This is a genomic window from Alphaproteobacteria bacterium (assembly GCA_025800285.1).
GTDB lineage: Bacteria > Pseudomonadota > Alphaproteobacteria > JAOXRX01 > JAOXRX01 > JAOXRX01.
Genome location: JAOXRX010000097.1, coordinates 1 through 26,200, shown reverse-complemented (window position 1 = coordinate 26,200; position 26,200 = coordinate 1). Strand labels below are relative to the sequence as shown.

Below are 26,200 nucleotides of genomic sequence, written 5' to 3'. Positions count from 1 at the left end.
TTTTTATAAAGTATGTTATAAGGCTCTTAGAATAAAAATAACTATTTTAGGAAGAGTGGAAGATGAAGTTTTTAGATCAAGCAAAAATTTATTTAAAAAGTGGTGATGGCGGAGCTGGTTGTGTTAGTTTCCGTAGAGAAAAATACATAGCTGAAGGTGGTCCAGATGGGGGTAATGGTGGTCGTGGAGGTCATATTATCTTTAAAGCTGTAAAGAATTTAAACACTCTTATTGACTTTAGATATACTCAGCACTTTAAAGCACAAAAAGGTATGCATGGTGCCGGTAGAAGTAGATCTGGTAAAAAAGGCGAAGATTTAATAATAAAAGTTCCTGTTGGAACTCAAATCCTTGATGAGAACAATGAAACAGTACTTTTCGATATGCTTGAAGACGGTAAAGAAGTTATGTTCTTAAAAGGTGGTGATGGTGGTTTTGGTAATGAAAAATATAAAAGTTCTACAAACCAAGCTCCTAGAAAAAAACTAGATGGATTCCCAGGAGAAGAAGCTTGGGTTTGGTTAAGACTTAAACTTATCGCTGATGTTGGACTATTAGGACTTCCTAATGCAGGTAAATCAACATTCTTGTCTGTTACAACTCATGCTAAGCCTAAAATAGCGGACTACCCTTTTACAACTCTTGCCCCTAATCTGGGTGTGGTTAAAATTCATGATAAAGAATTTGTTATTGCTGATATACCGGGGCTTATAGAAGGAGCTTATGAAGGACATGGTCTTGGCGATAGATTCTTAGGTCATGTAGAAAGAACTAATATTTTATTACATCTTGTTGACGGTACAAGTGAAGATGTTGAAACAGACTATAAAGTGATTCGAAATGAGCTTAAAATGTATGGAGGAGATTTATATGAAAAGCCTTCTATACTTGTTCTAAATAAAATTGATGCTTTGACAGAAGAGCAAATAGAAGAAAGAAAATCTATACTTGAAAAAGCCTCTGGACAAACAGTTGTTACTATGTCAAGTGTTAGTAGAAATAATGTTAATAACACATTGGATTTATTGCTAAAAGAAGTTGAAAAAGGTAGAGCTAAAGAAGCTGAAGAAAAAGCTAAAGAAGAAGCAAAAGAGTATGAAAATGAAGCAGATTTCGATAATATTAGTTAATCCTCAAATGGGAGAAAATATAGGGGCTACAGCTAGAGCTATGTTAAATGCAGGTCTAGTTGATTTAAGATTAGTTGCTCCTAGAGATGGTTGGCCTAATCCAAAAGCAGATGCTATGGCATCTGGAGCTATAGAGGTGTTAGAAAATGCTAAAGTGTTTGCAACAACACAAGAAGCTATTGAGGACTTAAATTTTGTTTTAGCTACTACAGCAAGACTTAGAGATATGGAAAAAGAAATATTTACTCCTAATTCTGCTGCTAAAGAATGTGTAGCAAGGATTAATAAATCTCAAAAATGTGGAGTTTTATTTGGTTGTGAAAGATCAGGGTTGTCAAATGATGATGTTGTGTTAGCGGATGCTATTATAAATGTACCGTTAAATCCTAATTTTTCATCTCTAAACTTAGCTCAAGCGGTATTGCTTATAACTTACGAGTTCTATCAAGCAACTTTATCAAAAGATGATTTAGAGGCTATTAAAATTAAAAGCTCCCCTGCTCCGAAAAAAGAGCTGGAGTTTTTCTTATCAAAACTAGAATCTGATTTAGATGAGGTAAAGTTTTTCTCTAATCCTGGACAAAAACCTAATACTATGAGAAATATAAGAAACCTATTCGATAGAGCTGAATTATCATCTCAAGAGATCAGAACTCTTTTTGGAATTATTAAATCATTAAAAAAATAATATATAACGATAAATGCTGAAAACCTTAACACACTTGCATTGTTTGTTGGTTAACTTTTATTTTTCTGTTTTTAATCTTTTGAACAGACTTAATTTTAACACTTGGTCTTCTTGATTCATCTAATTTAACATTATGATTAGCGAAGAAATTATTTTTAGCAGGATCTTCTGTAGGAACTAAATTTAAAAATAGGAAATGAGTTGATGAAATACTTTGACTTTGAGCTTTTTTAATTTCCTCTTTTTGGAAATTTAGTTCTTTATCTATAATGCAGAGATTATCTGATAAGTTTACAGTATGTAATTTTTGCTGGAAAATATTATCAAAAACTTTTATTTTACCATTGCTCTTTGATCCAAAAGCAGATATTTCAGAAATATGATCGATAGTGAATCTTTCCCTCATTATTCTTGAAGCTTCATTCGATAATTTATATTCTTTAGAATCGTATTTAGAGTCATAACAATCTACAGATTTCAGTCTTAATCTATAATTTAGATGTATATCAGAAAGCTTTATTCCATACACATCTTCTAATATAGAACTGTTTTTTGCAATATGAATTAATAATAATGGCTTTAATGCCTTCTTATTAAATTCATTTCTATATTCTTCTAAGCTTTTCGCATCAGTGTGAATGTTTCGTTCTAATTTAAGCCTCATAAAGTGAGGAATGTTTTTTATGGTTTTATAAGCTTTATCCTCTTCTAACATATCTGTTAAATTTGTTAGAAAAACTTGTTTTAAATCTATATCTTTGTTGTTTATTAAGTAAGTTACTTCACTACTGAGATTGTTCATAGCATTGTTTAGCTTTTTAACACTTTCCTTAGGTAGTTTGCAAGATTTATTATATAAACATAAATCGCTTTCTTTTAATTTAGTTTGAGCCCATTTGAAATAATTAAAATATTTGTTGAAATTCTTATTCTTATTTTTTTCAAACTTCTTTTCAATATCTTGTGTTATCTCATACCATCTTTCACTTAATTGCCCTATCCTTAACATATTAATAGCAATTTTTACATAAATAAAAGGGTCTTTTATTTCTGGATGCTCAGATCTTAAGTTATTTAAGAATTTATTTATATCATTTTTCATATTTTTTTTATTATATTTTATAATTCTTTTAGAGCGATCATCTAAGTCTTTTGATCTTAGTCTTTCTAGTGCTGTTTTAATAAAATTTATTTTTTTTTGATTGTTTTTTTTCATATATAAAATCCTAAGTATTTATTTTACATTATGCAATAGCTGCATTTCTTTTTTGTGCTGCAGCTAAAGTATGTTGAGGCTTGACAGTTTTTCTTCTTTTGAATTTAGGTCTTTCTTCCTCTTCTCTAATTTTATGGTTAGCCATGAAGCTGTTTCTTCTTGGATCTCTAATTGGAACTAAATTTAAGAATAACATATTGGTCTTCTTAGCATTTTTACTTTGTATGTTTTTTAAATCTGCTTTTTGCTGATTTAGGTCATGCTCTATTAAACATAAGTTACTTGAAGAATTTATTTCATATAAATCTTGTTTAAATACAGGATCATAATTTTTTGATTTACTATCTTTTATTACTCCAAAAGCAGATATTTCAGAAATATGATCAACTGTTAAAACATTTGATAATATGTAGGCAGATTTTCTATTTAGATGATATTTAGATGCATACTTTTTATTAAACAACCCTTTTTCTTCTAGAGCCTTTCTATAAGTAAGGTGTATATCAGATATTCTTATTCCATAGACATCTTTAAGCACACTGCTGTTTTTAGCTATATGTATTAACAGTCTAGGTTTTAGTAAATTTTCTCTATATTCATTTCTGTAAGTTTTTAAACTATCTGGATCTGTATATTTATTTGTTTCAAGTCTAAATTTCATAAAATCAGGTATTTTTTTTGATAAAATTTTAAAAGTCTCTTTATGTCTTAAAATAGCTCTTAAGTTTATAAGAAAAACTTTTTTTAAATCTATATTTTTTGATTTAACCAAGTAATTAGATTCAGTAGTTAAGTTATTCATTGCCTTATTCATCTTGTTAACAACATCTTTAGGTATATTACATGCTCTTTCGTGTAGTATGAAGTCACTTTCTTTTAGCTCATCTTTAGCCCATCTGAAATAATTAAATGAGCTTTTACTTGTATTATTTTTTGTATTTTTAAACTTATCCTCAATGCTTTGAGTTATTTTATCCCAGTCTTCATTTAATCTTGATCTTTTAAGCATATACATAGCTGTTTTTACATAAAGGAAAACATCTTTAATGTCTGGATGATCTTGATGTAATTTATTCAAGTATTTATTAATTTTGTTTTTATAATTACTTTTGTTATATTGTATATATTTTACTTGTCTTTTTTCTAATTTATAGTCATCAGTTCTTAGTATTTCTAGAGCTTTTGTTACGAAGTTTATTTTTTTATTTTTATTACTATTTTTGCTCATCTTCAATACCGCCTTTTATACTTTTATTACAATAACTGAAATAGTATATCATAAAAAAGTATAAAAAACAAGGCGATAATATGTATTAATTGTCATTATGATGGTTTTTTTCTGAAAATTCCGCATCTACATAATCTTTATGATATTTATGTTTAAAATTCTTACCATTTATGATTATAGTTGTTCGCTCTGTTTTTGTATTTATTTCAGAATTTAATCTTGATATAGTGTTTTTTATGAAGTAATTTCTAAATATAGGGATTAATAAGATTACCCCTATAAAGTCAGATACTAAGCCTGGAATTAATAGTAATATCCCTGCTATTAATAAATATAATCCTGAAATTGCTTCTTTAACTGGAGCTTTACCCGAGTTCATTTTTTTGATTGCTTTTATTTGCTCATTATTTGCCTCTTGCTTAACTAAATATATACCGATTATGGCTGACACTATGGTAATAGATATTGCAGTCATAGCTCCTATTAGCTGTCCTACTTTAATAAAAGTAAAGATTTCTACAAAAGGTATTAAAATTAAAATAAAAAATAAATGTTGCATATTGCTTTTTCCTTATAAAGATTGTATATATTATACATAATAACTATTATAAATTAATTCAAGAGGAAAAAAATGAACAATATACCAGCGGATGTAATATTTTTTGTAATTTTAGCAGTTGTGCTTCTATTGCAATTCAACTCTATTATAGGGAAAGAAGGTAAGGATAAATTAAGAGGAATCTCTAAACAAAAGCAAGAAAACTTAAATAAAATAGTTGATTTAGCAAAAAAACAGCAAGAGATGGCTAAAAATAACTCTAAAGATGTGAGCTTTTTAGAAATATCTAAAGCTGTTTATAATAAATCTCTAGAAGTAACTAAAACAGTTGATGCTGGGATAGAGAGCTTTAAAAAAGCTGATAAAAGTTTTGATTTAGAAAATTTTATTAAAGGGGTTATAAGTGCTTTTGGCATGATTGTTCTAGCATATTCTAGAGGTAATTTAGTTGTTTTGAAAACTATGTTAAATGATGATATGTTTGAGGCTTTTAAAGAAGATATATCTAAAAGGAATAAAAAAGAATTTATTGATAATAAAATAGAAAAAATTAATGTAATAAAAGTAATGAAAGCTAAGCTTACAGGAACAATGATGTATATAACTGTTAAATTTGTTTCAGAGCAAACAAATGCAATAAGAGATGAAAACGGTCAAGTTCTAAAAGGAGATCCTGAGCAAGTTAATGAGGTTACTGATGTTTGGACATTTGCAAGAGATTCAAAGTCTAAAAATCCTAATTGGAGTCTAGTAGAGAGTCAATCTTAATCAATATAAAGAAAAATATTATGAAACACTTTAAATTTAATAAAGATGACTTAAGCTTTTGGAGAAATCAAACAAAAGATTTAAAGAATAAGGCAAAATTAGAGATTCATAAGAATATATCAAATGAAGTTGAGGATGAAGAAGAAGACTTCCTCAATTTAAAGCTTAGTAAAGAAGAGATACTTAGATTTAGAGGAGATGTTAAAGAGGATTTGATAGCCCTACCTGATTTAGTGCTCGGAGAGAAGTCTGCGGGAATAGATAAGAATACTAATAAGAAATTTACCTCTGGTAAAATGCCTATAGAAGCTAGATTAGATATGCATGGTATGACTCAAGAACAAGCCTTGAAAGAATTAATCTCTTTTATAAATAGATCTTATTCTACTGGTAAAAGATGTGTTGTTGTGATTACAGGTAAAGGAACATTTGGCAAAAGTAAAGCTGTGTTAAAAAAGAGTTTTCCTAAATGGATTAATTATCCAGACATAAGACCAAAGATACTATCTTTCTCACCTGCTATTAAAAAAGATGGTGGTAGTGGTGCTTTCTATGTGTTTTTAAAAAGAAAAAGATAGATATATCTCTAATCTTTATAAAAGCTTAAAGAATTACCTTCAACCCCAACAGAAAAAACAAGGATTTCTAAATCTGTTTCTGCTCTGTTTTCTCCAGAATGAATTTTGTTAACGGACTCTACTACAACCTCGCCTTGTTTAAAAATTTCTTCATATCCTTCTTCATTTATTATTGTTAATTCACCTTTTGTTATAACTCCCATATTAATTCCTGGATGAGAGTGTTCAATTAATTTTGTTTTAGGAGGTATATTAACTCTGAATATGGTGATTTCAGGTTGACCAGATGGATATTTAGGCAGTGTTTGCCCTTCCCAACTTTTTATTGATTTCAATAATGTGTCTATTTTTATATTGTTATTTTTATTTTCTGTTTTTATTATCATTATTTATATTATTTCGTATCTATTATATTACGTTATATTATATAAATAACATATGCATATGAAAAAAACAATATTTTTATAGATGGTATTTATTATTTTTTCTTACCTCTACTTTTTTCCATTTTCAACAAAACATATATCTGGACTTTCTCCACCATTGCCGCGAAAGCGGTAATCTCATTGTGCAGCTGGATATAAATCAACATTACACAAGCACGAAAAGATTCTTCACTGTGTTCAGAATGACAAAGAAATAAAAGACATAACAAAAAGATTTTTCGACTCCTTATAGTCGCTCAAAATGACGAGAAAAGAAAATACACACTATCGTATCCCCAGCTCGTCATTCTGATGAGTGAAGCGAAGAATAATCTCATTGTGCAGCTGGGTTTAAATTAATATTTTATAAAAATGAGAATGTTGTTTTTAGCTCCTATAAACAAAAAAGCCGTGCTATGCACGACTTTTTTATTTATGGCGGAGAGGGAGGGATTGATTATCCCTAATTTTATTCATTGTATTCATAAAATTGGGAGCCCTTTCCTTTCGCTACAGTTTGATGCGACATAAATGTCTGTCAAACTTATCTTCATTTCGAACCCCCTACTTGGGTTCAAACCCCTATGTCATAAAAAAAACGACCTAAAAGGTCGTCTTTTATATGGCGGAGAGGGAGGGATTCGAACCCCCGGTGGAGTTGCCCCCACGCCAGTTTTCAAGACTGGAGCATTCAACCGCTCTGCCACCTCTCCATAATGTAAACAAGAAATTGTTAAACCTCTTGCATCCCCCGCCAAAGAAAACTTTGTTTTCTAAGACTGGAGCATTCCCTCATGACTTCGCCTTTACAGGCTCGTATTCGGGTAAAAGACTAAGGTTTTATTCGTTCGCTTCGCTCTCTTTAAAACCTAAGCGAATTTTCAACCGCTCTGCCACCTCTCTATAATGATGACTAATGTCTTATAGAGAGATTTTATACTATACTTTTTTTAAAAATGCAACTTTTTTTTCTAAAAAAAATAAAAAAGCTTGTTTTTTGCTTTTTTTGTCTTTATAGTTTTTATTAAATAATGAATTTTATATAAAAAGGAGAACTCTTTATGCTTAAGCTTCGTAAGAAAAAAATAGTTGTTTTAGGTATGGCTTTTGTTGATGAGAATAAAAATTTAAAAGATTATTTGAGAGATTTAACTATTTCTAGAGATGTTCAAGATAAAATAGAGGTTGTTCAAAGCCAAGAGTTGTTAGAATTTTTAAAACATGGTGTTGTATTAGCTCCTGGTGTGATTGTTGATGGAAAACTTAAGTCGGCAGGTAGATAGCCAACAAAAGCTGAGATGGAAGAATGGATTAAGTTATTAAAAAACGAAATTAAGAAAGCTGAAGATTCAATAGATAATAATCCAGAAGACTATATAGAAGAAACAGAAATAACATCTATATAGTATTAAAAATATAATAAATAAAAAAACACCTCCTCTATTAAAGAGGAGGTGTTTTTTATAGTGTAATACTAGTTAGAGTTTACTAGTTCTCTAATTTTTTCTTTTATTTCTTCTTTATGGTTTCCATTTGGAATATACTTTACACAATATTTATCGACAGGAACTTCCCATTTTAAATGATTAAATACATCTTCAATATCTTTTATAGCTCCTGCCGCCCAGCCATAAGATCCGAATGCAAATCCAATTTTATTATGAGGAGCTAGTCCTTTCATATAGCATAAGAAAGCTGCAATGTTAGGCATAATTTGATTATTAAGTGTAGGGCTACCTATTAAAACATATTTGGCATCAATTATATCGCTAATTAGATCTGATATATGATTTACCTTTACATCTCTTAGAATTGTTCCAATGCCCTGCTCTTCTAGCTCTTCAACTGCAAATCTAGCAAGTTTTTCTGTAGATCCCCACATACTATCATATATTACAACAGCTTTGTTTTTATATTCAGCTTTTGCCCAGCTATCATACAGAGAAATTATTTTTGCAACTTCTTCACCTTGCCATACACATCCATGAGATGGTGCAATCATTTCTATTTCTAAACCACTTAAAGCTTCTAGAGCTTTACCAGCTTGTCTAGCGAATGGATACAAAATATTTGCATAGTATCTTTTTGCTTCATCATAAACTATATCTATAGGGTTATCTTTAGCGAATAGTTTATCTGTAGCTATATGTTGACCAAAACCATCGTTAGATAGCAATAGTTTATCTTCTGCTACATATGTAACCATTGAATCCGGCCAATGCAACATTGGAGTTTGTACAAATGTTAAATTTCTTTTACCAATGTTTAGAGTATCTCCAGATTTAACAGTTTGGATTTTCCAATCAGCTACATTATAGTGTTCTTTTAACCCCATAGAGGCTGCCATATTTGTTACTACTGTAGCATTTTTTGCAAGTTTTAAAACTTCAGGCATTGCTCCAGAGTGATCCATTTCCACATGGTTACAAACTAAATAATCAATATCTTCTAAATTAACTAAAGATTTAACTCTATCTATTAAGTCATTAGAAAAAGGTTCTTTTACTGTGTCAACAAGAGTTATTTTTTCATCCATTATTAGATAAGCATTATAGCTTGTTCCTCTTGCAACTTCATAACCGTGAAAGTTTCTGATGTTCCAGTCTCTTGCTCCAACCCAATGTATGTCTTTTTTAATTTCAATTGTGTTCATTTGTTTTCTCTTTTCTATATCTTATTTGCTCTAAGAATATAAACTAAAAATATAAAAAAGGCAATAGAAAAAATCTCTGGAAATTAATTCCAGAGACTTAAAATTTTCTAAAATAGATCTCTCTATTTATTTTTTTAGTAGATTACTCAACTCACTAGGAAATAAAATTATTTTCTGTGATGGAGAAGAAGAAATATCTTTGATTGTTTGTAGAGTTTTAAGCTGTACTGTAATAGGGCTTTGTTCTAGTGTTTGAGCAGCTTCTAGCATTTTTTTGGATGCTTCAACCTCACCTGATGCAGCAATTACAAGAGCTCTACGATTTCTCTCTGCTTCTGCTTGTTTAGCCATAGCTCTTTTCATATCTTCTGGAAGTTCTACTTCTTGAACATTAATTGACTCTACATCAATACCCCATTTATCGGTTGCTTCATCAACTATTTGCTTAATTTCTTCCCCTATTCTCTTTCTTTCACTTAGAGTTGTATCTAAATCATTTGTCCCAATCACATCTTTAAGTGCTGATTGAGTTAATTGAGTAACAGCAAAGAAATAATTGCTAATTTTAATTACAGCATCTTCAGGTCTTTTAACCTTGAAATAAACAACAGCATTAATGTTTACAGGAATGTTATCTTTTGTCATAACTTCTTGTTTAGGTATGTCTGTTGTGATAATTCTAACATCAACTTTTTTCATTGTTTGTATTCCTGGTATAATCCATCTTAGCCCAGCCTCTTTAGTTTGAGAGTATTTACCTAGAGTAAAAACTACACCTTTTTCGTATTGCATAACTAGCCTGAAACCACTAATTAAAACCATGAATACTGGAAATAGTAAAACTATAAATCCCATAATATTGCCTCCTTTTTATATTAAACTAATTTAAACATAGTATTTTTATAAAAAAATGTAAAGACTAAAATAATAAAAAAACCTAGTGAAATTCTCACTAGGTTTTCTTAATTTTTTAAAAAACGATTTATGTTAGAAAATAGGCGAATAGAAATTAAGCTTGTTATAGATAATACTACTTTAGCGAAATTTCTACCGCATATTTTTCACAAAAATTATTTTTTATTTTTTAATGTTGCATGAGCAGCTGCAAGTCTTGCAATTGGAACTCTGAATGGAGAACATGATACATATGTTAATCCTGTTCTATGACAGAAGTCAATAGAAGAAGGTTCACCACCGTGTTCACCACAGATACCAACTTTCATACCTTCTCTTACAGATCTACCTTTTTCTTTACCCATAGCAACTAATTGTCCAACACCATCTTGATCAAGAGCTACAAAAGGATCTTTAGCGATAACTTTTTTCTCTTTATATTCAGGTAAGAACATACCAGCATCATCTCTAGAGATACCGAATGTTGTTTGAGTTAAGTCGTTAGTTCCGAATGAGAAGAACTCAGCACCAGCTTCAGCAATTTTATCAGCCATTAAAGCAGCTCTTGGAAGCTCAATCATTGTACCTACTAGGTATTCAAATTCAGTTCCTGTTTCTGTCATAACTTCTTTAGCTACAGCATCAACAACAGCTTTAATTGTTTCAAATTCACCAGTCATAGATACTAATGGAACCATAACTTCAGGGATGATTGTAGAGCCAGTTTCTTTCATAACATCAGCAGCAGCTGTAAAGATAGCTCTTGCTTGCATTTCTGAAATTTCTGGATATGTTACACCAAGACGGCAACCTCTATGACCTAACATAGGGTTAGATTCATGTAGTTGTTCCATTTTAGCTTTAACAACACTTACATCAACACCCATAACTGAAGCTAGTTCAGCTTGTTCAGCATCTGTATGTGGTAAGAATTCATGTAGAGGAGGATCTAGTAATCTAATTGTTACAGGAAGACCTTCCATAATTTTGAATAGTTCTACGAAGTCAGCTTTTTGCATTGGTAGTAATTTAGCTAGAGCAGCTTTTCTACCTTCTAAATCTTCAGCAAGAATCATTTCTCTAACTGCGATAATTCTTTCAGTATCGAAGAACATGTGTTCTGTTCTTGCAAGACCAATTCCTTCAGCTCCGAATTTTCTAGCTGTAGCAGCATCAACTGGAGTTTCAGCATTTGTTCTAACTTTAAGAGTTCTGATTTCATCAGCCCATCCCATTAGAGTTCCGAAATCACCTGTTAGTTCTGGTTCTAGAGTAGCTACTTCACCAGCCATAACTTCACCAGTTCCACCATCAATAGTGATAACTTCACCAGCATTTATAACTGTTCCGTTAACTGTAATTTTTCTACCAGCATAGTCGATAGAGATTTCACCAGCACCAGCAACACAAGGACAACCCATAGATCTAGCAACAACAGCAGCATGAGATGTCATACCACCTTTAGCTGTGATAACACCTTTAGAAGCATGCATACCTGTGATGTCTTCTGGAGATGTTTCAACTCTACATAGAACTACATTAATTCCTTCAGCAGCTTTTTCTTCAGCTTCTTCAGCAGATAGAACTAAGATACCGTTAGCAGCACCTGGAGATGCTGGAAGACCTTTTGTTAATACTACTTTTTCAGCATTTGGATCTAGTGTTGGGTGAAGTAATTGATCTAGAGAAGCTGGATCTACTCTTAGAATAGCTTCTTCTTTAGAAATTAGACCTTCGTTAACCATATCGATAGCAATTTTTAAAGCAGCAGCAGCTGTTCTTTTACCAGTTCTTGTTTGTAGCATGTAAAGTTTACCTTGCTCCATTGTGAACTCAATATCTTGAACATCTGTATAATGTTGCTCTAGTTTATGTCTAATATCGTTTAATTGTGCATAAGTTTCTGGCATTTCTGTTTCCATTGAAGGAAGATCACAACCAGCTTTTTGTTTTCCGATTTCATCTAATTGATGAGGAGTTCTAATACCAGCAACAACATCTTCACCTTGAGCATTTACTAAGTACTCACCGTAGAAGTAGTTTTCACCTGTAGATGGGTTTCTTGTGAAAGCAACACCAGTTGCACAGTCTTCACCCATGTTACCGAATACCATAGTTTGAACATTAACAGCTGTTCCCCATGCATCATCGAAATCATTTAGTCTTCTGTAGAATACAGCTCTTTCTGTCATCCAAGAACCGAAAACAGCTCCGATAGCAGCCCAAAGTTGTTCTTTAGGATCTTGTGGGAATGATTTACCTGTTTCTTTTTCATAGTAAGCTTTGTATTCTTCACATAATTCTGCTAAATCTTCAGCAGTTAATTCTGTATCAAATTCAACACCTTTAGCTTCTTTTTTAGCTTCTAACATAGCTTCGAAGTCATGGTGTTCTAGACCCATAACAACATCTGAGAACATTGTGATGAATCTTCTATATGAGTCATATGCAAATCTTGCACCAGCTTTTTCCGCAACAGCTTTAACAGCAATGTCGTTTAAACCTAAGTTTAGAACTGTATCCATCATACCTGGCATAGAAGCTCTAGCACCTGATCTAACTGATAAAAGTAGAGGATTACCTTCAGTACAACCGAATTTTTTACCTGTAACTTCTTCAACTTTAGCGATAGCTGCTACAACTTGAGAATCTAGTTCTGCTGGATAGTTTTTATCGTTTTCGTAGTAAGCAGTACAAACTTCTGTTGTTACTGTAAATCCTGGAGGAACTGGAAGTCCAATTTTACTCATTTCAGCAAGGTTTGCACCTTTACCACCAAGTAAATTTATGAATTCTTTTGAAGATTCGCCTTCTGAAATTCCAGGACCGAATGTGTATACCCATTTAGTCATTTTTTATATTTTTCCTTTTCTTTTTGTATTATTATAAAATATGAAAGCACATATTAAATAATAATCTTTAATTTTAAAAAAAGTCCTTATAAAAAAGAGAAAATAAAACATCGACAGGCTATTTGCTTATCGATATTATTATTTTAAATAACTCTTTTAAATTAAGAACTTATCTCTTAACACTAACCTTTTATACTATATAGAGTAAAAAATCAAGTAAAAAAAGGAAAGTTTTTTACTTGATTTTTAGTATTTTTAATCAGATATATCAAATATATATGCTATTTATGGATTTGGAGTTAATTCTTTAGCCTCTTTACCAACTATTTCAGGCTTTACCAATCCAAGCCATCTCATTTTTACTTTAACAGTATCCCCTTTGTCATAGTTTGCTGGATTTTCGTAATCTTTTTCGTTGATGATAACTTTTTCAAGATCTCCGTCTTTATCTACACTTACCTTGTATTGAGTACCGTTAACCATTCTTATGTTGCTTTCTCTATTGTCAATTTCATTACCAATGAAAGCTCCTATAGCTGTTACTGCAACAGTCCCACCAACTTTTTTCTCTGTATGACGACTATTTTTAGTTACTACAAGCCCTGTTACAAGCCCTGTTCCAGTACCTACAGCTAGCCCTGTGTGGCTTTTTTTCTCTTTTATTTTAATGGGATAAGCATCAGTAATATGACCTGTATAAATTGATGTGCAACCTGATAACAATAAAGCTGTGCTAAGTATGATTTTTTTCATTAACTTCCTCCTTTATATTGATTCGTTATTCTCTTTATATCATGTTTTATTAAAAAATCAATTAAATCATTTGTTTTTTTATTCTTGATTATTTTAATATTTTTTTGTTAAGATATTTAATGTCAAAAAGTAAAACTAAATATTAGGGAGAAATTAATATGAATTTAAAAGGAACTCAAACAGAGAAAAATATTATGGCTGCATTCGTTGGAGAATCACAAGCTCGTAATAGATATACATATTATGCTAGTGTTGCTGGTAAAGAAGGGTATAAAAAGATTCAAGCAGTATTTGAAGAAACAGCTAACCATGAGAAAGAGCATGCTAAAAGATTATTTAAGCTTTTAGAAAGAGATGGAGATGATATCGTGATTGAAGGTGGAGCTCAACCTACTGTTTTTGGTGATACATCTACTAACCTTAAAGCTTCTGCTGAAGGTGAACATCATGAAAACTCTGAAATGTATCCTGATTTTGCAAAAGTTGCAAAAGAAGAAGGATTAGAGGAAATAGCAAGTATTTTCTTAGCAATTGCTGAAGCAGAAAAATACCATGAAAGAAGATTTAGAGCTTTGCAAAAGAAAGTAGATGAAGGGTCTATGTTTAAAGCTGAAGAAGCTGTTGTTTGGAAATGTAGAAACTGTGGTTATCATACAACTGATATGATGAACGAAGCTCCAGAGAAATGCCCTGCTTGCAACCATCCAAAAGCTCATTTTGAAATTGCAATAAGAGATTTCTAAAGAATTAAATTATATATTTTTAATAAAAAGCACTCTTTTAAAAGAGTGCTTTTTTAATATTCAGGCTTTTCATCTGATGTGTTTTTTGACTCTGTATGTTTTATATGAATATCTTCCGCATGTTTTTTATTTTCTTCAGTTAAAATCTCATCGATACGATTTGCATCAATTATTTTCCCTAGTCCTGTTTTTTTATTGTGTCTTTTTCTGCTCATAATGCTATCCTCCTATTTTGTTATGATAGCACTATTAATTTAATAAATCAAATTAGCAAAATATTATATCTTGATTAATTAATTTAATTAATATATAAGATAAAGTATGAAATTAGATTACAAGAATACAGATAGTTTTTTAAAAAGCATACCTGCAAATATAAAAGCAGTGTTAGTTTATGGTCCAGATGAAGGTCAGGTTAGAGAAAAAATACACACTATATCTAAATTAATAGTGGAAGATTTAAGTGATCCTTTTAATGTTGTGGATATTACTTCAGCAGAAGCTTGTGATAGTGGAGCTAGAATATCTGATGAAATGAACTCTATGTCTCTAATGGGAGGTAGAAAGCTAATTAGAATAGGTGGAGCCGATAAATCTTTAAAATCATCTATTGAAAATGCATTAGCTGATTATGATGGAGATAATTTTCTTATAATTGAAGGTAAAGAGTTATCACCCTCTTCACTTGTAAGAAAAATGTTTGAGACTTCAAAAAATATGGCTTCTTTAGCTTGCTATATTCAAGATGAAAGAAATTTGAGCTATTCAATACCTAAAATAATGTCTAAATTAGGTAAAACATTGGAAAGAGATGCTGTTCAGTATTTGAGCTCTTGTTTAGTTGGAGATTCTGGATCTGTTAGTTCTCAATTAGAAAAGCTGGCTATTTATGCTGGAGATAATAAATTAATTACTCTAGAAGATGCAAAAGCTTGTATTATTGATAGCTCAGATGTTTCTATTGAAAAGATAGCTCAAAAAGCTGCCGGAGGTGATTTCTCTGGTTTAGAAAAAGATTTAGCAAAGAGTTTTGCAGAAGGTATTACATCTGTTGCAATATTAAGAGTTTCTCAAAACTATTTTAAGAAACTTCATTTAGTTAAGAGCCAGATTGAAGAAGGTAAATCTGTAGATGAGGCTCTAAAATCATTGAGACCGCCTCTTTTCTTTAAAGATAAGCCTGTGTTTTTAGGACACTTAAATAAGTGGAGCTCTAAAAGAATAATGTCTGCTATAAATGGGTTAATAAAAGCTGAAACATTGTGTAAAAAAACAGGATATCCTACAGAGATTGTTTGTTCTCATACATTGCATTCAATCGCAAAAATAGCTAGAAGATAAGGTTTTTATTTATATTATTTCTGTGTATTCTTGATTATACCTGTTTGTTACTTCCCCTCTTTCTATTCCGTCATTCTGAACGGACACACTTGTGTGGTGGTGAAGAATCTCATTGTGCTACTGGATATAAATTAAGATTACACAAGCATGAAAAGATTTTTCGACTCCTTGCAGTCGCTCAAAATGACATTACTATTTTCCTCAGCCGGTCACTCTTATGAGAATAGTGAAGAAGAATCTCACTGTGCTACTGGATGTAAATTAATATTCCACAAGCATGAAAAGATTCTTCCTTACACTCAGAATGATGGGGAAAGCAAGAACCAATAGTAGAGCTATTCCGCGATTAAAGCATTATTACCCTTCTCTATAGCAACTAAACCACTACGAGCAGTCTCTACAAAATCAGTTTCTAATTCTTCTCCAAATTTAGATATTATGTGATGATCATCTATTAATTTAAATATAACTAGACCATCTGTTTTATCAATTTGTATAGCATCATACTTATCAGCTATACTATGAGCATTTTCTGTATCTTTTGTTTTGATATAAGCAAGCTCAGAGTAAAATCCATTTTCTTCATGTAGCTCTTTAGCTGAATGCACAGGAATGATTTTTTCAACTTTAGATATCATTTGTTTAGCTTCAATTTCTGTTACAGCAGTAGTTATAGTTATCCTAGACAAGGTATCCTCAATATTAGCAGTATCAACATTTAAGCTATCTATGTTATATCCTTGAGCTGAAAATAAACCTACTACACGGCTTAGAACTCCTGGTTCGTTGTCAACAATAATAGATATTGTATTATTCTTCTTTTTCATATCTTTTTCCTTTTATTTTTGTTCAAATCTCGTTCGAGTAGTCGCACCTACGACACACTCGATTTTCTCAATCTAAAAGAAAAAATCTTATGAAAAAGCCTTTTAAAACTTGGTGTATATATTTGCATCTCCATATCTTTTTCCTTTTATTTTTGTTCAAATCTCTTTCGAGTAGTCGCACCTACGATACATTCTAGTGGTCGTAGATTACTTAATAACTTATTTCTCTCTTATAATCATTTCATTATGACCTTTCCCTGGAGGAATCATTGGTAATACATTTTCAGCAGGATCTACCATAACTTCTAATATAAATGGCTTGTCAGAGCTTAACATTTTTTCAATACCCTCTTCTAGCTCTTCTTTTGTGCAGATAAGAGCTCCATCAGCATGGTATGCTTTAGCTAGTGCTTGAAAATCAGGTAGAGTGGATGTATCAAATTCAGTTTCTGAATATCTTTCTTCAAACATAAGTTCTTGCCATTGTCTAACCATCCCTAATCTAGAATTATTTAAAAGAACAATTTTGATTGGTAATCCATAGTTAACAGCAGTTGCTATTTCTTGTATATTCATTTGGAAAGAACCTTCACTAGTGAAGCATATGTTTGCTGAATTTGGTTTTGCAAATGCCCCTCCAATACAAGCTGGTAATCCAAAGCCCATAGTTCCAAAACCTCCAGAGCTTAACCAGTGGTTTGGCTTGTCTATTTTGAAGTATTGAGCAGTCCACATTTGATGTTGTCCAACATCTGTAGAAACAACTGTATCTATATTTTTTTCATAAGTTATATCAGATATTTTTTCTATAACATATTCTGGTTTTATAATTTCAGATTTTTTATCATAATACAGGCTATCTTTAGCTTTGAACTCTTCAATTTTTGACCACCAATCTTTACGGTTAGTGTCAAAATCATTTATATTGATTTCTTCCATAATATGTTGAAGAGTTTCATAAACATCTCCTACAATACCTAGATATGCTGGAACAACTCTATTGATTGATACTGGATCGATATCAATGTGTATAATTTTTGCATTAGGAGCAAATTTATCCAATTTACCAGTAATTCTATCCGAGAATCTTGATCCAATTGCTAAGATTAAATCTGCTTCATGCATAGCCATATTTGCTTCATATGTTCCATGCATACCTAACATTCCTAAGAAGTTTTTACCTCTTGCTGGATAAGCTCCTAATCCCATTAAAGTAAGAGTAGTTGGAATATTTAAAGTATTAGAGAAATCTTGTAAAACTTGACAAGCTTTAGGGCCAGAGTTAATAACCCCTCCTCCAGCATATATTACTGGCTTTTTAGAGCTCTTAAGCAAATCAATAGCTTCTTTGATTTGAGCTTTAGATATAGCATCTAGCTCTTTATTAGTTTTATAAGACTTTCTAGAAGAGTATTCAATATTTTGATAATTAACTTCTTCTACTTGTAAGTCAGATGGTATATCAATTAAAACAGGTCCAGGTCTTCCTGTAGATGCTAAATGGAAAGCTTCTTTTATAATGTGCTCTAAATCATTCACATCAGTAACTAAATAGTTATGTTTAGCGATAGATCTTGTGATTCCTGCTGTGTCAGCTTCTTGGAAAGCATCAGTACCTATTAGGTTCCTGCTTACTTGCCCTGTTATGCAAACAAGAGGTGTAGAATCTATATAAGCATCATTTATTCCTGTTATAGTATTTGTTGATCCCGGTCCAGAGGTTACTAAAACACAACCAACTTTACCACTAGTTCTAGCATATCCTTGAGCCATATGCACAGCACCTTGTTCATGTCTTGGGAGAATGTGTTTGATTTTATTTTGTTTAAATAATTCATCGTATATTTTTATAACTCTACCACCAGGGTAACCAAATATAGTATCTACTCCACAATCTTCAAGTGTTTTTAATAGTAATTCTGCTCCGTTCATAAAATCTTCCTTTTTTGTTTTTATTAAAAAAACGAGCTCTTTTATTGGCTCGCTTGCATTTTGTTTTTGAAAAATAGAAAAACTACCTATACAAGCTCTGCTTAAATAGGACTAGTAAATTTGTAATTGTTGCATTCTTTTTTCTCATAACAAACAACATTATAAATAAATAAATGGAAAAGTCAACATTTTATTTTATTCTATTTTTGTTTATTTTTAGCATTGTTTCAAAGTTATCATCTGGAGATGATTTCTGTCTGCGAATATGTCCGCATTTTTGACATTCTTGAATAATTACGAATCCATCTCTAGTTTGCTCTACAGAAGTAGGTTTCATTAATCCATGACAGTTGCAAGCTCTATCACCTGGGTTTATATCAACATGCTTAGAGTATAAACAGTTAGGACAATGGTTTGTATATCCATTACCTTTTACAGTTGCTCCACAATTTCCACATTCAAAATCTTCAATGACTCTAGTAAATTTTTTACTCATAAGATATATCACCTCTATTGTCTTCCCATTCATAATATAGTTTGGAGTAAACTGCTATATTTCTAAACTCGCCTTCCCCTTCCATATAATATGAAGCCTGCCTTAACACCCCCTCGAAAGTGTAGTCGTTCTTTTCAGCAACAGATATTGATGCATAATTATCTACATCGGCTTTAATTACCATTCTATTTAAGCCTCTGTTAAAAAAGATGTCTTCTATAACTTTAACTGCTTCTGTCATATAACCATTGCCAGCATATTCAGAGTCTATCCAGTATCCAAGTTCACCAGAATCTCTTACATAATTTATTTTTCTTAATTCGATAACTCCTATAAGCTCTTTTTTTAAATAGATTCCATACAAAGCATCAGTTTTATTTGCCCAATCTTCTTCTTTGCCCTTTAAAAAGTTATAATTATCTTTATATGTTTTATTATAATGAACCCATTGTATCCAAGGTAACAAATGTTGACGGTTTTTCTCAATTTTAGAGAATAAAACCTTAGCTTGTTCTTCTGAGCAGTCTAATTTGCGGAGAATAATTCTCTCTCCTTTAATAATCTTTCTAAATGGTTTTCTTAACATATTTCAATTCTTAATTATTATTTTTTTATTATAAATAGTATATATTTTGCCTTATGTCAAATTTATATTATATTTTAGCTTAGGCAAAGGTTGATGAATCAACTAATACAAATAACTAAAATAGTATTTTAAATTAATTTAGATGAAAGTTAAAACCCCTCGCTATACATTTAAGTATTGCAATGGGGTTTTAATCTTTTAAAATAAGTTAAGAATAAAATGCTATTTAACTTCCCAAGATGTAGAGATATTTACTTTAACTTCTTCGTCTTTAGTTTGTATGTTAATAGGAGAACTATCTTCCATCATATCGCTTTTAGCCATACTCATAACAGCAGATCTGTTCATATAGTAAGGGGCTGGCTGGCTAAATGAGGTGTTGTCGTTAGCTGTTAGCATTTTAGCTACTTTCAATCCAGCAGAAGTAGCTATAATATCAGCTTTAGCTTTAGCATTTGATACTGCTTTACCTAAGCAAGACATTTTTGAATCTTCTAGTTTTTTTGTTGAGATGTATGTATAGAAATTATTAATAGATACTTCTTCAAAAGTTGTTGCTTTAGTTATTATTATACCAGCATAGTCTTTTTCTTGCATTGGTATTACAACATCTAGAGTAATTTCAGCTTTAAACCCATTTCTTTTATATTTTCTGTCTTTTTCATCCCAATATTTATCTTCAAAAACAGATATATTATTTGTATCCATTTCTAAGCCAGATACACTAAGAGATTTTATATATTGTTCCAGAGATAAATTCTTAGACTTTGTCTTCTCTAAAGAGTTTTGAGATGATGCTTTATCAAAGCTAGATATTTTTATACTTACTTTAATTTTATCGCTCTTTACTTTAGCAATACAAGTCCCTTTTGTAGATATACTTCTTGTTATGTTTTCTTTTGCTGATTTCATCATAGCATTTGCATTTGTTGTAATTGCAAATACAGCAACAGCTGTTAATAGTATTTTTTTCATATTTTAGCTCCCTTATTTTATATTTATTATATTAAAAGAAATAACAAATTATATCTGTTTTGTAAAGATAAAACTACTATATGGATCTAATATCTTCTTTCACCATTTTTTCAACCAATTCTTTAAAGCTAGTTTTAGGTTCCCAATCCAATAGTTCCTTAGCTTTTGAAGAGTCTCCTTTTAGGTGATGAACATCTATTGGTCTAAATAAGTCCAAATCTATCTGGACATAAGTTTTACCAGTTGTAGAGCAAATCCCAATTTCATTTTCATCTTTGCCTTGCCATTTTATATTAATTCCGATTGCTTTAAAAGCTTCTTCGGCAAAATCTCTTACAGAGTGGGAAACTCCTGTAGCAATTACAAAATCATCTGCTTCTTTGTGCTGTAAGATTTTCCACATTGCTTCAACATAATCTTTAGAGTATCCCCAGTCTCTTTTTGCATTTAAATTTCCTAATTTTAATACTTCATTGCTCCCGTTATGTATTCTTGCTACTGTCGATGTTATTTTATGCCCTACTCCCATTTTATCTTTTCTTGGGCTTTCATGATTAAATAATATTCCGTTTGCAGCGAATATATTATAGCTTTCCCTATATATTTTCGTTGTGAAATATGCTGCTAACTTTGCAATTCCATAGGGTGATTTAGGAGCAAAGTTAGCTTTTTCATTCTGAAACTTACTTTCTGTGTTGCCAAAAATTTCAGAGCTAGATGCTTGATAGAATTTTATATCCAGCTCAGACAGTTTTATAGCTTCTAATAATCTTAAGCAACCTAGAGCATTTACATCTGTAGTGTACTCAGGTTTCTCAAAACTTACTTTTACATGAGATTGTCCTGCAAGGTTATAAACTTCGGTTGGTTTGATATTCTTGATTACTTTTAATAAATTAAAGCTATCAGACACATCTCCATAATGTAGAGTTATATCATCTAACAAGTGAAGTATTCTAGCTTTATTACAACTTGATGATTTCCTTATAAGTCCATGAACTTCATAACCTTTTTCTATTAATAGTTCTGATAAATAAGACCCATCTTGCCCTGTTATTCCTGTTATTAATGCTACTTTTCTTTTATTCACTATCTATATTTTCCTTATAAAATAAAACGGTTTCTTTTATACCTTTTTCCAATGAGATTTTTGGCTCCCAACCAAAATTCACCATTTTTTGATTACATGTTAACTTTGCGGTTATCCCCTCTGGCTTATCTAAATTGTGATGAAATTTACCTTTATAACCCAAAATATTAGTCGTAATTTGATAAATTTCATTAATACTATAATCTTTACCCCAAGAGCAATTAACAATTTGAGGCATACTATGTATATTATTTGCACAGTACCAAATAAAATCAGCTAAATCTCCAGCATAGAATATTTCTCGTCTATTCTTACCAGTTCCCCATATTTCTACAGATTCCTCATTGTTTTTGATTGCATTATATATTTTTTTAATTACAGCCGGCATAAAATGAGATTTTTCTATATCGAACTTATCGTATTTGCCATAAAGGTTAACGGGGATTATAGTTTTATAGTTTACAGAGTATTGTTTGCTAGCAAAATCACAAGCTTTTAAGGCTGAGTTTTTCGCTAGAGCATATCCCTCACAGTCTTTATCAAGAGCTCCGGTGAAGAGGTATTCTTCTTTTAATGGATTGTTAGACTCAACAGGATAAGCACAACAAGTGGATAGATTAATTAAATTTTTAATACCTGCCTCTTTTGCTGCTCTTATTAGATTTAAGCCTATGATAGAGTTATCTACAAGAAATCCAAACATATCTTCTTTGTTAGCCTTAATACCTCCGACTTTTCCTGCGGTGTGTATTATTAAATCTGGTTTATGCTCTTTTAAAAAAGAGATTATATCTCTATAATTTAAAAGATTTAAATCTTTTGATGTTGGAGTTAATAACTCCACATTATTTGGAGCTTTTTCTAATACATTTCTCCCTACTAGACCGGAAGCTCCAGTTATATATACTCTCATGAGACAATCCTTATTTATTAAAAGCTTATCCCTCCCCTTTTTGTATAATAATTGTTTTTATATATGATAAAAAATGTTTTTTCAACAAAAAAGATTAAAATAGCTTGACAAAGTTAAAGTAGCATGTTATAAATTCGAAATATTCAGAAAGAATATAAGAATTATTATATTATCGCGGGATGGAGCAGCATGGTAGCTCGTCAGGCTCATAACCTGAAGGTCATAGGTTCAAATCCTATTCCCGCAACCAATAAAGAAAAGGTCGAACAAAGTTCGATCTTTTTTTTATTTATTATGAGGATATGAGTTGCCCCGTACTTTCGAGTGATAACGAAGAAAGAGGTTCACAATTGTTCTTCATTTCCCAAGATAGTTCTCTGAGCTTGTCGAGGGGCTATCGCAGGAAATGTTAGAAATTGCAACTTTTGAAGGGCTAAAAGCCCTGATAAAAGTAAATTCTATTCCCGCAACCAATAAAAACAAGGACTTAGAGAAATCTAAGTCCTTTTTTGTTTTTCCGTTTGCTATCTATTTACTACTTTTGAGATTAAGTTATGTTAAAATTTACTATATAATCTTGTATTATTGTTTTACTTATAGTATTTATATATAAATATATCTTATATGAGTGTTGAAAGGAAAAAATATGATTTACATTGTGAAAAATGATAACAAACTGCTTTTAAAATATCAGACTAATTCTTGGGTGCAGAATAAATTAGAGAAAGAAAATAAGGTAACCATATGTAGGACCTTTACATTTAAAGATAGTGATTGCATAGAAGGATTAATAGATAGGGATGAAGATGAACATTTATATCAAGATGAAAAAGAATATACTTTTATATTAGGAGAATTAAAAAATTCTTATTATGTAATAGATAAACGTATATTAGATATTGACTTTAATTTATTAATAGAAAAAAGTATGGAGATTTGGAAAAACGATTTTTATTCTGAAAATCCTAATCAATATAAAATATCTATTTTTAAAAAAATAAATAAATTAGTTGATGAGCCTATAATAATTGGTGGTAAATTAGAAAATTCTATTCCAATAAAAGATTTTAAAAATTTTGTGCAAAAATTTCCCAATAAAACTGAACTAACACTATATTCTCATGCCAGAATTACTAATGTTTTAAGTGAGTACTTTGATACGATGGAAGATTCTGATAAAAAATTACAAAATTTTTTAAATAAAAAAAATCTTGTGGAGAAAAGTAATAATATAGTAAATTTTGATAAGTATGAGCTTAAAAAATATGTTTATATATCTGAAGAGATTAAAAAGATGCTTAGAAATCCAAATAGATATTCTGAAAAACAATGGCAAAATTTAATGATTGAGTTTTTACTAATTATTTATCCTAAATATATAGGGGTTTTAGATAATGTAAATATAAAGGATTTTTATTCAAATCCCAAAAAAACTACAAATAGATATATAGATATTGCTTTATTAGATAGTAATGGTAATGTTGATATTATAGAAATTAAAAAGCCAACTGGTAATAGTATTATATCGTCAGGTAAATATAGAGATAATTATACACCTAAGAAAGAGCTTTCTGGAACGGTTATGCAAATAGAGAAATATTTATTCCATTTAAATAAATGGGGCTTAAAAGGAGAGGAATATCTTAACAAAAAATATGCTGATAAATTTAATAATGAAATTAAAATCAAAATAACAAATCCAAAAGGAATAATTATATTAGGTAGAGATAAATGTTTTACAGATGAGCAGTTATTTGATTTTGAAATTATGAAAAGAAAATATGCAAATGTTATAGACATTCTTACTTATGATGATTTATTAAGGAGATTAGATAATATAATATCTAAGTTTTCAATATAAATATAATAGCTTTAGAAAGAAAAGATATTTTTATGTTTTTTCATAAATACTTGCAATTTAACAAACTTTAATATAAAATATATTTATATATTAAAAACAAGGGGTTTTGTTATGAAAATTACAATGGTAAAGAAGAATACCGAGACAAAAGAACGCCAAAATAAAGAGTTAGAAGGAAATGAAGATACTTTAGTTTCTATGCTTCAGCATGTTATAGAAAGCGACTCTTATAGAGAAGTACAAGGAAAACTTGGTGAGATTATGCTTTTTGAAATTGATAATGACAGCTCTCAGGAAGAAGCAGAATCTTTATATGGTAAGCTTTTAGAAAAAATTGTTAAGAGTGATAAAATAGATAACTATGTAGATGCTTGGTTTTTACAAAATGGAAAAGAAGTTTTAACTTTTGAAAAAGACGAAAGATATGGTTATTTTTCAACTAATTATTATGAAAGAATTTCAGGTAAAACAGAATTTTGTGATTTAAGTTTATTTGAACCTAAGAGCTTTAAATCTCTTCCTATTCCTGATCATAAAGATCCTAAAAAGTCAAGGGAAGCAATGAGAAAATATAATCCTATTGGAATTAGTTTATAAGAGAATTAAAAATATATGCCTCAAAAAAAAGAAATGTTGATTTATTTATATGCTGGAGATGGCGCAGAGGCAAGCTGTATTGAGAATACAGAAGATTGGTTAAGAAAATATCTTAATGAAACTAATACACAATCAAATATAGCATATAAAATAAAAAGAATTACTTCAGAAGAAGTTGAAAATGATGCTTTAAAAAATGAAAAGCCTGATGTTCTTTTCATGCCTGGAGGCAATGCTACTAAATATAGCAAAGATCTAAAAGGCGAAAGTATTCAAAAAATAAGAGATTTTGTTCAAGATGGGGGAATTTTTCAAGGTATATGTGCTGGTGCTTATTTTGCTTCTGAATTGTTTTATTATGAAAACCCTAAAACTGGAAATAAAATAGAATTATCTTCAGAGCAAGATGAAGTTCTAGGAGTAAATTATGTAATGGCAACATCTGAGCCTCATGAACATTTGAAAGAAGCTAAAATTAAAGATGGGTGTCAAGTAAAAGTTAAATACGATAACAACAGAAAAGATAAATTTGTTCAAGTTTATTATAATAGAGGTCCTTATTTAACAAATTTAAAAGACGGAATCAATCCAAAAGGAATATATGCTGATATATATGAAGGAGAAGTTGCTGTAGCGGAAAATAATTATGGAAGAGGTAAAGTGGTTGTTTCTGGTGTTCATCCTGAATTTAAAGCAAGTCAATTAGAAAATGTTCCCTTTTTAAGCGAAAAGATAAATGATACCACACCCGAACAACAAAGAGATTTAGATCATTTTAGTAGAACTGTAGTTTTAAAGCATATGCTTGATAAGTATATATCTTTAGATAAAAAATTAGATTTAGAAAACACTAGCAAAGCTAAAGAACTAAATGAACAGTTATCTAAAATGAAAGGATCTAATCCAACAGAGGCAATATCTACATCTCCTAAAGTAGAATCTCAAACTCCAGCTCCATCTGAAAAACCTAAGCAACAACCTTTGCAATCTCCTAAGCCTCCAAAGGCTTAAAAAAAATTATAATGTCAAACTACTTGTTTGTTCCTGAAGTTTGCTTCTAACATTCATAAGTATTTTACCTAAGTTATTTTGACC

General features: G+C 30.5%; 26 protein-coding genes and 2 tRNA genes. 11 read left to right on the top strand and 17 right to left on the bottom strand.

All coding sequences use genetic code 11. The features are described from left to right. The first annotated feature begins 62 nt into the window (after nt 1-62). Together obgE and OIF36_05205 are read left to right on the top strand one after the other, a co-directional pair. Nucleotides 63-1,130: a GTPase ObgE gene (obgE, locus tag OIF36_05210; GenBank protein MCV6599852.1), complete on the top strand. Its 1,068-nt coding sequence runs from the start codon at nt 63-65 to the stop codon at nt 1,128-1,130. After that, on the top strand, nt 1,096-1,818 hold the full coding sequence (locus tag OIF36_05205) for an RNA methyltransferase (protein MCV6599851.1): 723 nt from the start codon (nt 1,096-1,098) through the stop codon (nt 1,816-1,818). The genes obgE and OIF36_05205 overlap by 35 nt, the downstream gene beginning before the upstream one ends. Before the next feature lie 25 nt (nt 1,819-1,843). On the opposite strand, the gene OIF36_05200 is transcribed toward OIF36_05205, so the two are convergent. The 3 genes from OIF36_05200 to OIF36_05190 all read right to left on the bottom strand — a co-directional run bounded on the left by OIF36_05200 (nt 1,844) and on the right by OIF36_05190 (nt 4,821). Beyond that, entirely contained in the window at nt 1,844-3,034 is a 1,191-nt protein-coding gene (locus OIF36_05200; GenBank protein ID MCV6599850.1) for a hypothetical protein, read from the bottom strand. 28 nt (nt 3,035-3,062) lie between these two features. Then, nucleotides 3,063-4,262, bottom strand: a complete 1,200-nt coding sequence (locus OIF36_05195) for a hypothetical protein (protein ID MCV6599849.1) — start codon at nt 4,260-4,262, stop codon at nt 3,063-3,065. Between the two features lie 85 nt (nt 4,263-4,347). Beyond that, nucleotides 4,348-4,821, bottom strand: a complete 474-nt coding sequence (locus OIF36_05190) for an FxsA family protein (protein MCV6599848.1) — start codon at nt 4,819-4,821, stop codon at nt 4,348-4,350. 72 nt (nt 4,822-4,893) lie between these two features. Between OIF36_05190 and OIF36_05185 the strand changes: the two genes are divergently transcribed. Both OIF36_05185 and OIF36_05180 read left to right on the top strand, forming a co-directional pair. Then, complete coding sequence (locus OIF36_05185) at nt 4,894-5,589, top strand: Tim44/TimA family putative adaptor protein (protein MCV6599847.1); 696 nt, start codon at nt 4,894-4,896, stop codon at nt 5,587-5,589. Nucleotides 5,590-5,609: 20 nt separating this feature from the next. Then, nucleotides 5,610-6,167, top strand: a complete 558-nt coding sequence (locus tag OIF36_05180; GenBank protein MCV6599846.1) for a Smr/MutS family protein — start codon at nt 5,610-5,612, stop codon at nt 6,165-6,167. A gap of 8 nt (nt 6,168-6,175) precedes the next feature. On the opposite strand, the gene OIF36_05175 is transcribed toward OIF36_05180, so the two are convergent. Both OIF36_05175 and OIF36_05170 read right to left on the bottom strand, forming a co-directional pair. After that, a complete protein-coding gene (locus OIF36_05175) occupies nt 6,176-6,553 on the bottom strand; it encodes a cupin domain-containing protein (protein ID MCV6599845.1) in 378 nt (125 codons plus the stop codon). 662 nt (nt 6,554-7,215) lie between these two features. Then, a tRNA-Ser gene (locus tag OIF36_05170) sits at nt 7,216-7,305 on the bottom strand. A 348-nt stretch (nt 7,306-7,653) separates the two neighbouring features. On the opposite strand from OIF36_05170, the gene OIF36_05165 reads away from it, so the two are divergent. Next, complete coding sequence (locus tag OIF36_05165; protein ID MCV6599844.1) at nt 7,654-7,875, top strand: thioredoxin family protein; 222 nt, start codon at nt 7,654-7,656, stop codon at nt 7,873-7,875. A gap of 191 nt (nt 7,876-8,066) precedes the next feature. Here the strand turns inward: OIF36_05165 and OIF36_05160 are convergent, their stop codons facing one another. The 4 genes from OIF36_05160 to OIF36_05145 all read right to left on the bottom strand — a co-directional run bounded on the left by OIF36_05160 (nt 8,067) and on the right by OIF36_05145 (nt 13,744). Continuing rightward, nucleotides 8,067-9,245: an FprA family A-type flavoprotein gene (locus tag OIF36_05160; protein ID MCV6599843.1), complete on the bottom strand. Its 1,179-nt coding sequence runs from the start codon at nt 9,243-9,245 to the stop codon at nt 8,067-8,069. 126 nt (nt 9,246-9,371) lie between these two features. Next, nucleotides 9,372-10,100 carry an SPFH domain-containing protein gene (locus OIF36_05155; protein ID MCV6599842.1) on the bottom strand — a complete coding sequence of 243 codons (729 nt, stop codon included), beginning with the start codon at nt 10,098-10,100 and terminating at the stop codon, nt 9,372-9,374. A 215-nt stretch (nt 10,101-10,315) separates the two neighbouring features. Continuing rightward, nucleotides 10,316-12,991 carry a pyruvate, phosphate dikinase gene (ppdK, locus tag OIF36_05150; protein ID MCV6599841.1) on the bottom strand — a complete coding sequence of 892 codons (2,676 nt, stop codon included), beginning with the start codon at nt 12,989-12,991 and terminating at the stop codon, nt 10,316-10,318. 285 nt (nt 12,992-13,276) lie between these two features. Continuing rightward, nucleotides 13,277-13,744, bottom strand: coding sequence for a hypothetical protein (locus OIF36_05145; protein ID MCV6599840.1), 468 nt, complete (start codon nt 13,742-13,744; stop codon nt 13,277-13,279). Nucleotides 13,745-13,902: 158 nt separating this feature from the next. Between OIF36_05145 and OIF36_05140 the strand changes: the two genes are divergently transcribed. Continuing rightward, a complete protein-coding gene (locus OIF36_05140; GenBank protein ID MCV6599839.1) occupies nt 13,903-14,487 on the top strand; it encodes a rubrerythrin family protein in 585 nt (194 codons plus the stop codon). Between the two features lie 53 nt (nt 14,488-14,540). On the opposite strand, the gene OIF36_05135 is transcribed toward OIF36_05140, so the two are convergent. Next, the gene (locus OIF36_05135; GenBank protein MCV6599838.1) at nt 14,541-14,702 is read right to left on the bottom strand and encodes a hypothetical protein; all 162 of its coding nucleotides are present in this window, start codon (nt 14,700-14,702) and stop codon (nt 14,541-14,543) included. 106 nt (nt 14,703-14,808) lie between these two features. Between OIF36_05135 and holA the strand changes: the two genes are divergently transcribed. Next, on the top strand, nt 14,809-15,828 hold the full coding sequence (gene holA / locus OIF36_05130) for a DNA polymerase III subunit delta (GenBank protein MCV6599837.1): 1,020 nt from the start codon (nt 14,809-14,811) through the stop codon (nt 15,826-15,828). A gap of 335 nt (nt 15,829-16,163) precedes the next feature. Here holA and ilvN read toward each other — a convergent pair whose 3' ends face one another. From ilvN to OIF36_05095, 7 genes are all read right to left on the bottom strand, one after another. Beyond that, nucleotides 16,164-16,655, bottom strand: coding sequence for an acetolactate synthase small subunit (gene ilvN, locus OIF36_05125; GenBank protein ID MCV6599836.1), 492 nt, complete (start codon nt 16,653-16,655; stop codon nt 16,164-16,166). A 219-nt stretch (nt 16,656-16,874) separates the two neighbouring features. After that, on the bottom strand, nt 16,875-18,587 hold the full coding sequence (gene ilvB, locus OIF36_05120; GenBank protein ID MCV6599835.1) for a biosynthetic-type acetolactate synthase large subunit: 1,713 nt from the start codon (nt 18,585-18,587) through the stop codon (nt 16,875-16,877). 190 nt (nt 18,588-18,777) lie between these two features. Beyond that, nucleotides 18,778-19,083, bottom strand: coding sequence for an RNHCP domain-containing protein (locus tag OIF36_05115; protein MCV6599834.1), 306 nt, complete (start codon nt 19,081-19,083; stop codon nt 18,778-18,780). Continuing rightward, complete coding sequence (locus tag OIF36_05110; protein MCV6599833.1) at nt 19,076-19,669, bottom strand: GNAT family N-acetyltransferase; 594 nt, start codon at nt 19,667-19,669, stop codon at nt 19,076-19,078. The genes OIF36_05115 and OIF36_05110 overlap by 8 nt, the downstream gene beginning before the upstream one ends. A gap of 222 nt (nt 19,670-19,891) precedes the next feature. Further along, complete coding sequence (locus tag OIF36_05105) at nt 19,892-20,644, bottom strand: SIMPL domain-containing protein (protein ID MCV6599832.1); 753 nt, start codon at nt 20,642-20,644, stop codon at nt 19,892-19,894. Nucleotides 20,645-20,720: 76 nt separating this feature from the next. Beyond that, entirely contained in the window at nt 20,721-21,734 is a 1,014-nt protein-coding gene (gmd, locus tag OIF36_05100) for a GDP-mannose 4,6-dehydratase (protein ID MCV6599831.1), read from the bottom strand. Further along, nucleotides 21,727-22,647 (bottom strand): NAD-dependent epimerase/dehydratase family protein, encoded by a 921-nt coding sequence (locus OIF36_05095; GenBank protein ID MCV6599830.1) that lies wholly within the window; start codon nt 22,645-22,647, stop codon nt 21,727-21,729. The genes gmd and OIF36_05095 overlap by 8 nt, the downstream gene beginning before the upstream one ends. Before the next feature lie 173 nt (nt 22,648-22,820). Here OIF36_05095 and OIF36_05090 point away from each other — a divergent pair. The 4 genes from OIF36_05090 (at nt 22,821) to OIF36_05075 (ending at nt 26,116) form a co-directional block, all read left to right on the top strand. After that, nucleotides 22,821-22,897, top strand: a tRNA-Met gene (locus OIF36_05090). A 396-nt stretch (nt 22,898-23,293) separates the two neighbouring features. Continuing rightward, a complete protein-coding gene (locus OIF36_05085) occupies nt 23,294-24,508 on the top strand; it encodes a DUF4263 domain-containing protein (GenBank protein ID MCV6599829.1) in 1,215 nt (404 codons plus the stop codon). A gap of 111 nt (nt 24,509-24,619) precedes the next feature. Continuing rightward, nucleotides 24,620-25,105 carry a hypothetical protein gene (locus OIF36_05080; GenBank protein ID MCV6599828.1) on the top strand — a complete coding sequence of 162 codons (486 nt, stop codon included), beginning with the start codon at nt 24,620-24,622 and terminating at the stop codon, nt 25,103-25,105. A gap of 15 nt (nt 25,106-25,120) precedes the next feature. Then, nucleotides 25,121-26,116 (top strand): BPL-N domain-containing protein, encoded by a 996-nt coding sequence (locus OIF36_05075; GenBank protein MCV6599827.1) that lies wholly within the window; start codon nt 25,121-25,123, stop codon nt 26,114-26,116. The last annotated feature ends 84 nt before the right edge of the window (nt 26,117-26,200 follow it).

What these genes read in the sequence shown, in the direction of transcription:
- obgE (MCV6599852.1), top strand. Translation starts at nt 63, where the DNA reads ATGAAGTTTTTAGATCAAGCAAAAATTTATTTAAAAAGTGGTGATGGC.
- OIF36_05205 (MCV6599851.1), top strand. Translation starts at nt 1,096, where the DNA reads ATGAAAATGAAGCAGATTTCGATAATATTAGTTAATCCTCAAATGGGA.
- OIF36_05200 (MCV6599850.1), bottom strand. Translation starts at nt 3,034, where the DNA reads ATGAAAAAAAACAATCAAAAAAAAATAAATTTTATTAAAACAGCACTA.
- OIF36_05195 (MCV6599849.1), bottom strand. Translation starts at nt 4,262, where the DNA reads ATGAGCAAAAATAGTAATAAAAATAAAAAAATAAACTTCGTAACAAAA.
- OIF36_05190 (MCV6599848.1), bottom strand. Translation starts at nt 4,821, where the DNA reads ATGCAACATTTATTTTTTATTTTAATTTTAATACCTTTTGTAGAAATC.
- OIF36_05185 (MCV6599847.1), top strand. Translation starts at nt 4,894, where the DNA reads ATGAACAATATACCAGCGGATGTAATATTTTTTGTAATTTTAGCAGTT.
- OIF36_05180 (MCV6599846.1), top strand. Translation starts at nt 5,610, where the DNA reads ATGAAACACTTTAAATTTAATAAAGATGACTTAAGCTTTTGGAGAAAT.
- OIF36_05175 (MCV6599845.1), bottom strand. Translation starts at nt 6,553, where the DNA reads ATGATAATAAAAACAGAAAATAAAAATAACAATATAAAAATAGACACA.
- OIF36_05165 (MCV6599844.1), top strand. Translation starts at nt 7,654, where the DNA reads ATGCTTAAGCTTCGTAAGAAAAAAATAGTTGTTTTAGGTATGGCTTTT.
- OIF36_05160 (MCV6599843.1), bottom strand. Translation starts at nt 9,245, where the DNA reads ATGAACACAATTGAAATTAAAAAAGACATACATTGGGTTGGAGCAAGA.
- OIF36_05155 (MCV6599842.1), bottom strand. Translation starts at nt 10,100, where the DNA reads ATGGGATTTATAGTTTTACTATTTCCAGTATTCATGGTTTTAATTAGT.
- ppdK (MCV6599841.1), bottom strand. Translation starts at nt 12,991, where the DNA reads ATGACTAAATGGGTATACACATTCGGTCCTGGAATTTCAGAAGGCGAA.
- OIF36_05145 (MCV6599840.1), bottom strand. Translation starts at nt 13,744, where the DNA reads ATGAAAAAAATCATACTTAGCACAGCTTTATTGTTATCAGGTTGCACA.
- OIF36_05140 (MCV6599839.1), top strand. Translation starts at nt 13,903, where the DNA reads ATGAATTTAAAAGGAACTCAAACAGAGAAAAATATTATGGCTGCATTC.
- OIF36_05135 (MCV6599838.1), bottom strand. Translation starts at nt 14,702, where the DNA reads ATGAGCAGAAAAAGACACAATAAAAAAACAGGACTAGGGAAAATAATT.
- holA (MCV6599837.1), top strand. Translation starts at nt 14,809, where the DNA reads ATGAAATTAGATTACAAGAATACAGATAGTTTTTTAAAAAGCATACCT.
- ilvN (MCV6599836.1), bottom strand. Translation starts at nt 16,655, where the DNA reads ATGAAAAAGAAGAATAATACAATATCTATTATTGTTGACAACGAACCA.
- ilvB (MCV6599835.1), bottom strand. Translation starts at nt 18,587, where the DNA reads ATGAACGGAGCAGAATTACTATTAAAAACACTTGAAGATTGTGGAGTA.
- OIF36_05115 (MCV6599834.1), bottom strand. Translation starts at nt 19,083, where the DNA reads ATGAGTAAAAAATTTACTAGAGTCATTGAAGATTTTGAATGTGGAAAT.
- OIF36_05110 (MCV6599833.1), bottom strand. Translation starts at nt 19,669, where the DNA reads ATGTTAAGAAAACCATTTAGAAAGATTATTAAAGGAGAGAGAATTATT.
- OIF36_05105 (MCV6599832.1), bottom strand. Translation starts at nt 20,644, where the DNA reads ATGAAAAAAATACTATTAACAGCTGTTGCTGTATTTGCAATTACAACA.
- OIF36_05095 (MCV6599830.1), bottom strand. Translation starts at nt 22,647, where the DNA reads ATGAGAGTATATATAACTGGAGCTTCCGGTCTAGTAGGGAGAAATGTA.
- OIF36_05085 (MCV6599829.1), top strand. Translation starts at nt 23,294, where the DNA reads ATGATTTACATTGTGAAAAATGATAACAAACTGCTTTTAAAATATCAG.
- OIF36_05080 (MCV6599828.1), top strand. Translation starts at nt 24,620, where the DNA reads ATGAAAATTACAATGGTAAAGAAGAATACCGAGACAAAAGAACGCCAA.
- OIF36_05075 (MCV6599827.1), top strand. Translation starts at nt 25,121, where the DNA reads ATGCCTCAAAAAAAAGAAATGTTGATTTATTTATATGCTGGAGATGGC.